At 49.3% G+C, this 11227-nt stretch carries 9 protein-coding genes; 5 read left to right on the top strand and 4 right to left on the bottom strand.

Features of this window, described 5'->3' with window-relative positions; all coding sequences use genetic code 11:
- Window positions 1-1298 (bottom strand): putative bifunctional diguanylate cyclase/phosphodiesterase (locus B2Z72_RS18770; RefSeq protein WP_297005572.1); only part of this gene is annotated, 1298 nt, incomplete at its 3' end.
- A gap of 45 nt (window positions 1299-1343) precedes the next feature.
- Window positions 1344-2075 carry a cache domain-containing protein gene (locus B2Z72_RS18765; protein WP_296983312.1) on the bottom strand — a complete coding sequence of 244 codons (732 nt, stop codon included), beginning with the start codon at window positions 2073-2075 and terminating at the stop codon, window positions 1344-1346.
- Window positions 2076-2502: 427 nt separating this feature from the next.
- Between B2Z72_RS18765 and B2Z72_RS18760 the strand changes: the two genes are divergently transcribed.
- The 5 genes from B2Z72_RS18760 to B2Z72_RS18740 all read left to right on the top strand — a co-directional run bounded on the left by B2Z72_RS18760 (window position 2503) and on the right by B2Z72_RS18740 (window position 8485).
- Window positions 2503-3888 carry a CmpA/NrtA family ABC transporter substrate-binding protein gene (locus B2Z72_RS18760; RefSeq protein WP_296983311.1) on the top strand — a complete coding sequence of 462 codons (1386 nt, stop codon included), beginning with the start codon at window positions 2503-2505 and terminating at the stop codon, window positions 3886-3888.
- A gap of 87 nt (window positions 3889-3975) precedes the next feature.
- Window positions 3976-4980 (top strand): ABC transporter permease, encoded by a 1005-nt coding sequence (locus B2Z72_RS18755; RefSeq protein ID WP_296983310.1) that lies wholly within the window; start codon window positions 3976-3978, stop codon window positions 4978-4980.
- 16 nt (window positions 4981-4996) lie between these two features.
- Window positions 4997-5887 carry an ABC transporter ATP-binding protein gene (locus B2Z72_RS18750; protein WP_296983309.1) on the top strand — a complete coding sequence of 297 codons (891 nt, stop codon included), beginning with the start codon at window positions 4997-4999 and terminating at the stop codon, window positions 5885-5887.
- A 67-nt stretch (window positions 5888-5954) separates the two neighbouring features.
- Window positions 5955-7115: an alginate export family protein gene (locus B2Z72_RS18745; protein ID WP_296983308.1), complete on the top strand. Its 1161-nt coding sequence runs from the start codon at window positions 5955-5957 to the stop codon at window positions 7113-7115.
- Window positions 7116-7213: 98 nt separating this feature from the next.
- The gene (locus tag B2Z72_RS18740; protein ID WP_296983307.1) at window positions 7214-8485 is read left to right on the top strand and encodes an NAD(P)/FAD-dependent oxidoreductase; all 1272 of its coding nucleotides are present in this window, start codon (window positions 7214-7216) and stop codon (window positions 8483-8485) included.
- Window positions 8486-8646: 161 nt separating this feature from the next.
- On the opposite strand, the gene B2Z72_RS18735 is transcribed toward B2Z72_RS18740, so the two are convergent.
- Both B2Z72_RS18735 and B2Z72_RS18730 read right to left on the bottom strand, forming a co-directional pair.
- The gene (locus B2Z72_RS18735) at window positions 8647-9369 is read right to left on the bottom strand and encodes a mobilization protein MobD (RefSeq protein ID WP_296983306.1); all 723 of its coding nucleotides are present in this window, start codon (window positions 9367-9369) and stop codon (window positions 8647-8649) included.
- Window positions 9370-9828: 459 nt separating this feature from the next.
- A complete protein-coding gene (locus B2Z72_RS18730; RefSeq protein ID WP_296983305.1) occupies window positions 9829-10512 on the bottom strand; it encodes a hypothetical protein in 684 nt (227 codons plus the stop codon).
- Window positions 10513-11227: the final 715 nt, after the last annotated feature.

The following is an 11227-nucleotide window of genomic DNA, read 5'->3' as shown; positions in this document are numbered from 1 at the left end:
GAATAGCCGGTGCCGAAATCATCAATCCAGATCGACATCCCCAGCTTGCCCAGACTGGTCAGTTTAGCGACCGTGCAGTCTTTATTTTTCATCAGCGCACTCTCAGTAATTTCCAGCGCGATCATATCGGCTGGCACCGAATAGTGTGTTAACTGGCTGCTTATAAATTCGCCAAAATCCTCGTTCTCGATCTGCGCAACGGAAAGGTTGATCGACACGTAACCCGGATCAAACCCCTGAATCAGCCAATGATGAATCTGCCGGCAGACCTCAGTAATCAGATAAGCGCCAAGTTCATTAATCAGGCCACACTCCTCCGCCAGATCAACGAAGGTACGCGGAGAAATATAACCCTGTACCGGATGATGCCAGCGCGCCAGAGCTTCAAATCCGCTGTATTTACCGTTCTGCCCATGAATAATCGGCTGATAATCCAGCGTGATATTGCCCTGACTGAGCGCCCGTTTCAGCTCAGACAGCAAAGTAATTTTCTGGATGGCGGAAACAGTCAGATCGCTGGTATAGAAGGAAAAACAATTCTTGCCGGAGGCCTTGGCCATATACATAGCCGCATCGGCATTGCGCATCAGCTCCTCCGGCGTCGTACCGTTTTGCGGAAAAAGACTGATACCGATACTGACTCCGGTCGATACTTCCCGACCATTAATAATCACCGCATGCTTCAGTGCCTGAATGATGGATTTTGCCATTGCCGCGACCTGCTCTGTCGAATCAACATTGGGCAGCACCAGAGCAAACTCATCGCCGCCCTGCCGGGCCAGAGTGTCTCCATCGCGGATACAGGCATTCAGTCGACGTGTCACCTGACGCAGTAATTCATCGCCGGCAGAATGTCCGAGGCTGTCGTTAACACTTTTAAAGTCGTCAAGATCGAGAAATAAAACCGCCAGCATGCGGTCATTATCTGCTGCCATTTTTAACGAGGACATTAACCGGTCAGCAAACAGCTTACGGTTCGCCAGCATGGTCAGCGGATCGGTATAGGCCAGGTAATGAAGATGATTCAGACGCGTTGAAATATTGCTGTCAGCGCGGCGCAGAATCACAAACAGAAAGGCAGCTGCAGCGAGAATAATTGCGACAACACCGGCATACAGAATGTACGCGCTGCTGGCGACCTGATTACGGTGTGACGAGACATCAACAAAAAACTGCAGATAGCCCACCCGATCGCCGCGGATATCCGGGAAGCTCACCGTGCCAGCATACCAGCTGCGGTCATCATAATCCGGCAGGTTACCCTGATAACCATCCGGCATTTTTTGCAGAAACGCCAACCATCTGCCTGGCACTTCATCGGACTGATTGATGGCCACCACCTTCTAAAAAGTGTGCCAGTCGTATTGCCGGTTGAGCATGTCGGCGCCAGCTTGCCAGTCGGTTTCAGCGATCAGTTTTTTATAAATAAAAGCGACCCAACGTACCTGCTCACCGACTGTCGCACGGGCAGCAATGTCCTCCACCTCAGTACCGAGTTCCACATACCCGAGTACCTCTCCCTGATGCCGGACCGGCGTCACTACCCGTAATGTGTAGGTGCCCATCCCACCCAATTCCATACCCGTTACGGTCTCACCGAGCAGATGCGCATCCAAGGCTGTCTGGCGCTGAATCTGATCACCATAACGCTCGGGCCAGTGTAAACGGACGACATTAACCATATCAGGGTCATGAAGATAAAAATGGGAGACGCCAAGCCTTTGATTCAGGTCGTGGTAATAAGGTTGCAACGCGATCAGCAATCCACGCCGGTCACGCGCCATCAGCATAGCTTTCAGCTCCGCCTGCTCGGATACCAGTTTTTCGATAGAGATCAGTGTTTCACGATGGCTTTCTATGGCCCGCCACATACGGTATTCAAGATCGGCGAGAGAGGTTTCGGCACGCTGCGCCACAGTGTAGTTCTGCAGCAGATTAAATAGTACGGTCGTAACAGATAAAAGGATAAGACAAAAAAGAACCAGTGGGATCGTTAACACCCGCATCACTGGCCGTAAAGATGGGTCGACCCCGACAACTCCCGGCTTTTGGTTGGCGATCTGGGTAACTGGCATCCGTTTCCCTGTTGTTTACCCGGAATGGTCAAAGTAAGCGCTTTCCGCACAAAATTCAAACACTGCTGCGCTTGTTATCAGGATTCATGCCGTCAAAGCAGACCTTATTCTGTCGCCATCGGCCACGAAACGATGCACAACGACAGCGCAGTGGCACGATCTGATGCACGTTTTTGGATAAAAGGCATGTGATCGCTCATGCTTTCCAGACTGGCAAAAAGCGGCAGCACCACCTAAAAACCTCGATAAAACATACACATACCCACCCCCAGGAGAAACTGGCACGCTAATCGCTAAGCAGTGCTCAGTCAGGAAATTCCGGCCAATGGCGGCCAACGATTTCCACTAACATTTTATTTAAGCAAAGGCGCTTCGACGTTATTACGTCGTGGCGCCTTTTTTTTGTGCTCAAAAAAGGGGTAATGGAATGACTGGACTGAACACCATCCGCCGCGCTTTTATCAAAAGCGCCCTCGTACTGGCAGCGGGTGCAGCCACACTGGGTCTGCCTTCTGTATCTGCAGAAGAATATGCAGAAAAAGAAGAACTGAAATTCGGCTTTATTAAACTGACCGATATGGCACCGCTGGCCGTTGCCTACGAAAAAGGCTTTTTTGAAGACGAAGGTCTGTACGTCACCCTGGAAGCACAGGCGAACTGGAAAGTTCTGCTCGACCGCGTAATCGACGGTCAGCTGGATGGTGCTCACATGCTGGCAGGCCAGCCTCTGGGTGCAACCATTGGTTTCGGTACCCAGGCGCACATCATCACCGCGTTCAGCATGGACCTGAACGGTAACGGCATCACTGTTTCCAACGATATCTGGGATCAGATGAAGCCAAACATTCCAAAAGATGCTGATGGCAAGCCGGTTCACCCGATTAAAGCCGATTACCTCAAACCAGTTGTTGATAAGTACAAATCAGAAGGTAAGCCATTCAACATGGGTATGGTTTTCCCGGTTTCTACTCACAACTATGAACTGCGTTACTGGCTGGCAGCCGGTGGTATTAACCCAGGTTACTACGCACCACACAAAGGCGATTCTTCCGGTCAGATTAATGCCGACGCCCTGCTCTCTGTTACGCCGCCACCACAAATGCCAGCCACTCTGGAAGCCGGCACTATTTACGGTTACTGCGTAGGCGAACCATGGAACCAGCAGGCAGTATTTAAAGGTATTGGTGTACCGGTTATTACCGACTACGAAATCTGGAAAGACAACCCGGAAAAAGTATTCGGCGTAAGCAAAGAATGGGCTGACAAATACCCGATCACCCACAAAAAAGTGGTTAAAGCTATGATCCGTGCAGCGGAATGGCTGGATGCGAACAACAACGCTAACCGCCCTGAAGCTGTGAAGATTCTGTCTAAACCACAATACGTTGGCGCCGACTACGACGTTATCGCTAACTCCATGACCGGTACCTTTGAATACGAAAAAGGCGATAAACGCGAAGTGCCTGACTTCAACGTATTCTTCCGCTACAACGCAACCTACCCTTACTACTCTGATGCAATCTGGTACCTGACTCAGATGCGTCGCTGGGGTCAGATTGCTGACGAGAAATCTGACGACTGGTTCATGGAAACTGCGAAGAAAGTTTACCGTCCGGACATCTACGCAGCTGCTGCTAAAGAACTGATTGCCGAAGGCAAACTGGATGCGAAAGACTTCCCGGATTTCGCCACCGAAACTGGCTTTAAAGCACCTCAGAAAGGCTTTATTGATGGCATCACTTACGATGGCACCAAGCCAAATGATTACCTGAAGAAATTTAAAATTGGTCTGAAAGGCGCAGATAAAATCTGATTCCCTTCGGTTACACACCAATTGAAAAACGTATGAAAACCCGGCTGCCGGAGCACACTCTGCACGGCAGCCAACAGGAGTTACACCATGACTATTGCTCTGTCTAACATGCCCTGGCTTGAAACTGTCGTAAAAATTGCGAAAGGTGAGAACGTCGGTCAAAATATCCAGATAATTTTAAAAACACTGGGTTTACCACTGGCCGGTATTCTCGTATTTCTGATGATCTGGCATGCAGCAGCCAGCAATATTAATACATCACTGGGTCAGTTCCCTGGCCCAGCCGATGTGGTTACACAAAGCAAAAACCTGATGAACGAACACGTCACTGAACGTGAGAAAGCGGAAGCTTTCTACGAACGTCAGGAAAAACGCAATGCTGATCGTGTGGCGAAAGATCCGGATTATGTTCCAAAAATCCGTCCATACACCGGTAAGCCTACTTACGTTGACCAGATCGGTACATCACTGGTAACCGTGCTGAGTGGTTTCTTCCTGGCTTCTCTTATTGCAGTGCCACTGGGCATTGTGATTGGTCTGAGTTCAAACCTTTATTCGGCGTTTAACCCGATTATCCAGATTTTCAAACCGGTATCGCCACTGGCCTGGCTGCCGCTGGTGACCATGGTGGTAAGTGCTCTGTACGTTACCGACGACCCTATGGTGCCGAAATCTTTTGTGACTTCCATGATTACGGTAATGCTGTGTTGTCTGTGGCCAACCGTTATTAATACCGCTGTAGGCGTGGCGTCCATTTCTCAGGATTTAAAAAACGTCAGCCAGGTACTGCGACTGAGCTACATGACTCATGTGATTAAAATCGTACTGCCTTCTTCTGTACCTATGATGTTCACCGGTCTGCGCCTGTCGCTGAGCATTGCCTGGATGGTACTGATCGCCGCTGAAATGCTGGCGCAGAACCCGGGCCTCGGTAAGTTTGTATGGGATGAATTCCAGAACGGTTCTTCTGATTCGCTCGGCCGCATCATGGTGGCAGTGATCACCATTGGTTTAATCGGTTTCCTCCTCGACCGCATCATGCTGATGATTCAGCGTTATGTGTCCTGGGACAAATCAGCCACTCTGCGTTAATTAAAAGGATATTGTCATGAATAAAATGCTTGAAATTACCGGTGCTGGCATCGAGTTCAACACTCCAAAAGGTTCTTTCCGTGCACTACGCGATGTGAATCTGAAAATTCAACAGGGTGAATTTGTTTCCCTGATCGGTCACTCCGGCTGTGGTAAATCCACCGTACTGAATATCGTTGCTGGTCTGCTGCAGGCCACTGAAGGCGGCGTGGTTCTGAACGGTAAAGAAGTAAACGAACCCGGCCCTGAGCGCGCAGTGGTGTTTCAGAACCACTCTCTGCTGCCATGGCTGAGCGCTTATGAAAACGTCGAGCTGGCCGTAAAGCAGGTATTTAAAGGCAAAAAATCCAAAGCCGAAATGAAGGAATGGATTGAACACAACCTGGGCCTGGTACATATGACCCACGCTATGCACAAACGTCCGGACGAAATTTCCGGTGGTATGAAGCAGCGTGTCGGTATTGCCCGCGCGCTGGCGATGGAACCAGACGTTCTGTTAATGGACGAGCCTTTCGGCGCACTCGATGCCCTGACCCGTGCTCACCTGCAGGACTCGCTGATGGAAATTCAGAAAGACCTGAACAACACCGTCATCATGATTACCCACGACGTGGACGAAGCAGTACTGCTGTCTGACCGCATTGTGATGATGACGAACGGCCCGGCTGCCACCATCGGTGAAATTCTGGATGTGAATCTGGAGCGTCCGCGCAACCGCCTCGAGTTAGCGGATGATCCGGCGTACAACCACTACCGCGCCGCTGTATTAAGTTTCCTTTACGAAAAACAAAAGAAAGTGGACTCCACCACTTCATCTGCTCCACAAGCCAATGCGACAAAAAAGCCTGAACCGGTCGCAGCTCCTGCCATAGAGCCTGCACAAGAACCGGAAAAAAAAATTGCATAAAAACTGATTAGCCGGCGCCCACCGGCTATGAAAATTATTACAACGGCTTCAAACGAAGGAGAGAGCCATGAAAACTACAAAAACCCTTTTAGCTGTATCATTGGGTCTGGCACTGAGCCAGGTAGCGGTTGCTGAAAATGCATTTGTCGAAACCGTGAAAAAAGGAGACCTGCTGGCAGATTTCCGTCTGCGTTACGAAACTAACGACACAGACGATGCCACCGACTCCGCAACAGCTCTGACCCTGCGCTCCCGCGTGGGTTATGAAACGCCTTCAATGGCAGGGTTTAAAGTTCTGGCTGAACTGGAAGATGTTCGCGCCATCGTAGACGAATACCGCATCGAAGATGCTGACTACGACGTGGTCGCTGATCCTGAAAACACTGAAATCAACCGTTTCCAGGTGTCTTACAGCAAGGATAACTTTGGTGCCGTTGTTGGTCGCCAGCGCATCATCCTCGACAATGCCCGCTTCATTGGTAACGTCGGCTGGCGCCAGAATGAACAGACTTATGATGCAGCTCTGTTCACCTACAAAATGGATGATGTTGCTCTGGCTTATGCTTACATCGACCAGGTGAACGACATTCTGTTCAACTCCACCGATCTGTCAGCACATGCCCTGAACGCAGCTTACACAGGTCTGGCTGCTGGCAAACTGGTTGCTTACGCATACCTGGCTGACATGGACGACACTGACTTCACCCTGAACACTTATGGCGCAAGCTTTACCGGTAAAACTGCAGCGGGCGATACCACAGTTACCTACCGCGCAGAACTGGCTACTCAGAATCAGGATGCCGGTGGCGTTGAGCATGATGCGCTCTACTACGCGCTGGAAGCTGGCGTGGTTGTTTCCGGTGTAACTCTGGCACTGGGTAACGAAACACTGGGCAGCGATGACGGTGAATTCGGTTTCAATACACCATTCGCTACCAAGCATGCCTTCAACGGCTGGGCCGACAAATTCCTGGGCACTCCGGCAGATGGTCTGTCTGACACCTACCTGAAAGTTGCCGGTAATGTTGCAGGTGTAAAACTGGTTGGTTTCTACCATGACTTCTCTGCCGATGAAGGCAGTGCAGACAAAGGTTCTGAAATCGACTTCCTGGCCGCCAAGAAAATCGATGACAACTTCAGCATCGGTCTGAAATACGCAGGCTATTCTGCTGGCGACAACGAATCCGATACCGACAAAGTGTGGGTATGGGGTCAAGCTAAGTTCTGATAGCGCTGCTTAAACAAGCACAATCATCAGACTGAGCACAGGGGAATAGCCAGACTATTCCCCTGTTTTTAATTGATTTGACACTGAAGACTTCAGCCATGAAAAAGAATCAAACCCTGATTATTATCGGTAATGGCATGGCCGCTAACCGGGTATTGGAAGAATTAGGAACTGATCATCCTTTTTCTGAGGTGCACATCCTCAGTGACGAAGCAATTGCTCACTACAACCGTATTATGCTGTCGCCGCTGCTGGCGAAAGAAACCACTCTGGCGGATATTACCCCACATGATGCTGACTGGTATCTGCAGCACAGAACAACAATTCACCTGTCAACGCCGGTTACTGCCGTCGACCGGGTTAAAAAAATCGTCTTCAGTAACGATATTCAATTCTCTTATGACGCGTTGATTATCGCCACAGGCTCGCGCTCTTTTATTCCGCCAGTCACCGGCAGTGACGCTGAAAACGTTATCGGCTTCCGTACCATGTCAGATGTCGACGCCATGGAAAGCAGACTGCACAGCATGCAGCATGTGACGGTTATTGGTGCCGGTCTTCTGGGTGTTGAAGCCGCTACAGGGTTACAGTCCCGCGGTGTAAAAACCACGCTGATTCACCGTAACACGGTGCTGATGAACCGCCAGCTGGACGGTGCAGCCGCCGATATTCTTTACGCAGAATTGAACCACCGTGGCGTTGATGTAAGAACCGCCACCAGCCCGGTTGAGCTGATCAAAGAAAACAACCAGGTTCATAAGATCATTATCGAGGCGGACAGCCACCAGCAAACCCTGCATACCGACCTGATTGTATTCGCCACCGGTATCACCCCAAATAAAGAACCCGGTGAGCTGGCCGGCATCGATTGCAACCGCGGCGTTGTCGTCAATGCACACATGACCACATCAGATCCTTATATTTTTGCGCTGGGCGAATGCTGTGAATACGAAAAAAATACCTATGGTCTGGTCGCTCCGATCTGGGATCAGGCAAGAGTATTGGCAAAAAAACTGACTCTGCGTTTCACCAGCGATAAAGCGTTGCATGACGAGCTGGAGAAACAACCCTATCGCGAGCGTACACATCTGACCAAACTCAAAGTTTCCGGGCTGGATATGCACAGTATCGGGCGCTTTGATATTGACGAGGAAGACACTGAAGCAGGTATCGAAATTCTGCGCATGTCGGACATTGAAATGGGGATTTACAAAAAGCTGGTGCTGCAAAACAATCGCATTATTGGCGTGGTCTGCGTGGGCGATGTAGTGGACAGCTTCTGGTATCACGAACTGATGGAAGCCGCTACCGATGTTACTCCCCTGCGCACCAATCTGCTGTTGGGCAAAGCGTACGCCGAAAGTGCCTGAAGGCTGTTATTTTATGAGCAGCGTCGGAATGCATGCTGCTTCAGGACAGATCAGAAAGTAAACCTGGTACAGGTTCGCCCTCTGTGGACCACCGTTTGGGCTACGGAGCGGGCTTTTAAGCGGGCTTCAGAAGCCCGCTCTGAGACAAATCTGAGTTCAGATCACTCGCCGGCAAATACCTGATCCAGTAATTTATACGCATTGCTCAGCCATACACGAACACGCTGACGCTCCAGCATACCCAGGGTTGGCCCAACCGCTTCGTCTTTATTATTGGCAGCAGCCCACAGGCTCGCACCAACACGGTCGATTTTGCGCATGGAAGCGGCGTGTAATTCCGGGAAGTCGATAATACGGGCACCGTATTCCAGCGCCTTTTCTTTTGCTTCCGACGCATCAAAGTATGAGAAATCACTGCCGCGGCCGTGATTCTTAACCAACACGTAATCCAGACTGTCACCGTACACGCTGAGCGCACGATCCAGCAGACGAACAGAGTCTGTGCCGTCGTCCATCACATGCCACAGGGTCAGCTTAACACCCAGTTCTTCACCGAATTCTGTCAGACCACTGTCCATTACCCAGCGATCAATTGCAGTGGAAGCCTGAGCAGGCAAATCAACGACAACATTAAGACCAGACTCAACCGCCTGCTCTACAATGCGGTCAGCACTTTCGTACTCACGGATATCAACGGCTTCTGCGAATTCACCGTAATAACGCATCAGTGCGCCATGGGAGAGATCACCATCGAACGCCTTAAAAGGAATATTCTTATCGATATGGTATTGAACCAGAACCCTGGACAGGACGGATTTACCAATACCACCCTTCTCTCCGCCTACCAGATTAATGCTGACCATCGCTGTTTGACTCCATTTCATCAGATAAATTAGATGCGCCAGCCATCACCGTTAACAGATCATCCCAAAATCCTGTCAACACCTGAGCTGAGCCGGTCCATTATACGCCTGACCAGCACATCAACAACGCCCTTATGCCGGCTGAGCACTATCAAACAGTGAGGTATACAGGGGAGTTATTACGAAGGTAAGACAGATCCCACCACAGTTCGAGAAGGTTGTTTTTTAACCAGCGCGGATTGGTGATAAGAACGCAAGGGAAATAGCCAATGCTGTCAGCACTGGTATTTCCCCTATTGCCAGTTATGATTGGTCCATTCATCGTTATCCCAATTCAGACTTGTCTGCTGAAGGTTCGGCGCAGGTTCAATCAAGTCCGGAGCACTATTATCTGCTGGCGAACGACCACTTTCTCCGCCGCATGCACTAAGCAGAACAATCAATAACGGGAACGCCAGCAGATTAGATAACTTTACTACTTTAAAGAGGTTCATCTGTAATCCCTCCCGAAAGTGACACAGGCTTTGCTGTAGCGGTAACAACAACCGCGATATCATCCAGACGTGCTGACTCTCCGGTTTCGTAATCAAAAAACCTTACCCGGGCCTGAACTGTATGAACATCTGAAGTCATACCTGCAGCAATACCTAGAGCCGCAACACTAGTCCAATTACCGGAATGGGAACCATCAGATGTGCAAAGAGCATTATCTGAATTCGTAGGTGGAATGGATACGCCATCCACAAGAATATCCAGATCAATATAGGTCATTTCATCTGATGCATATACTGCACACTCAGCCATAAACTGAACAACAATATCACTGGTGTAATCCAAACTAATTTCAAGATCAGTATTAGTCAGCGTTCCGCCTATATCCAGTAAATGATAATCTCCATCGTAAAATAATTGAGAAGAATTGTTATATGAATGGGCTTGTTTAACAGGCCAAGGAGCGGTCGTCAGGTTCTCAATGGCTTGAGAGTTGTCATCAATAGCAGACTTAGCCTGTGAAAAATTTTCATTCACTTCAGAAGCAAGTGCCGGGGTACCAGCCTCAAATTCATGTGGTATGTCATATTCTGCTGCCGATACAAACGGTACGATCAGAGTCACATTAATGAGTACCAGAAACGTGTATTTTATTGATTTTGTGATTTTCATATTCAGCATCCTGCACAGTAGAAATATATTAAATAAGCTCCTGCCTATGGGTAAAATGCACCGAACGAAGCCGGGCTCACACGGTAAACCAGAACAGCTAACAGCAAAGGCATAATCAAACTTCAGAACATATAAGGCGCCATCAGAACTACTGAACAGCTGCCAGAATGTTTGAAGAATACTGATGGAAAAGTCCACAAACAATCAGTGGAAAGGACCAGTCTGATTGCGTCTTTTGTTGTAGTGTTAATATACTCACTAATAACTCAATCCCTTCATTATTGATATTACGCGGCAAAGTATTTCAATAAACATAAAGAACTCAGCGATCAACACGACAGTTACATAAGTCTGAACAACAAGAATTGGTCATTCTGTATATGCACCCCGAATTTCGATTGGGGACGAAGACACTCAGAATACTGACTTTTCTAATCTGGAATGAGACACATGATTAATCTGGCAGGCACCCTGCGGTCGGCGCCCGATCGCGACCCTCAGGTTCGCGCTGACTACAAACAGGCAATAAAAAAGCCGACTCATTTCTGAATCGGCTTTTCGAATTTGGAGCGGGACAAAAACATCGGGAATGTTTTTGTGTGAGCGCAGCGAATCCGCAGGATTCCCCACATGGACGTGGGGAACAAACAAGTTGACCGCCGAAAACGAAAAAACCCAGCCGTAGGCTGGGTTTTAAAATTTGGAGCGGGAAACG

This window comes from Thalassolituus sp. UBA6592, from assembly GCF_002433655.1.
In the GTDB taxonomy this organism is placed as follows: Bacteria; Pseudomonadota; Gammaproteobacteria; order Pseudomonadales; family Oceanobacteraceae; genus Venatoribacter.
Note: the sequence above shows the minus strand (reverse complement) of the source record. Positions and strands in the feature narration are given on the sequence as shown.

What these genes read in the sequence shown, in the direction of transcription:
- B2Z72_RS18740 (WP_296983307.1), top strand. Translation starts at nt 7,214, where the DNA reads ATGAAAAAGAATCAAACCCTGATTATTATCGGTAATGGCATGGCCGCT.
- B2Z72_RS18745 (WP_296983308.1), top strand. Translation starts at nt 5,955, where the DNA reads ATGAAAACTACAAAAACCCTTTTAGCTGTATCATTGGGTCTGGCACTG.
- B2Z72_RS18750 (WP_296983309.1), top strand. Translation starts at nt 4,997, where the DNA reads ATGAATAAAATGCTTGAAATTACCGGTGCTGGCATCGAGTTCAACACT.
- B2Z72_RS18755 (WP_296983310.1), top strand. Translation starts at nt 3,976, where the DNA reads ATGACTATTGCTCTGTCTAACATGCCCTGGCTTGAAACTGTCGTAAAA.
- B2Z72_RS18735 (WP_296983306.1), bottom strand. Translation starts at nt 9,369, where the DNA reads ATGAAATGGAGTCAAACAGCGATGGTCAGCATTAATCTGGTAGGCGGA.
- B2Z72_RS18730 (WP_296983305.1), bottom strand. Translation starts at nt 10,512, where the DNA reads ATGAAAATCACAAAATCAATAAAATACACGTTTCTGGTACTCATTAAT.
- B2Z72_RS18760 (WP_296983311.1), top strand. Translation starts at nt 2,503, where the DNA reads ATGACTGGACTGAACACCATCCGCCGCGCTTTTATCAAAAGCGCCCTC.
- B2Z72_RS18765 (WP_296983312.1), bottom strand. Translation starts at nt 2,075, where the DNA reads ATGCCAGTTACCCAGATCGCCAACCAAAAGCCGGGAGTTGTCGGGGTC.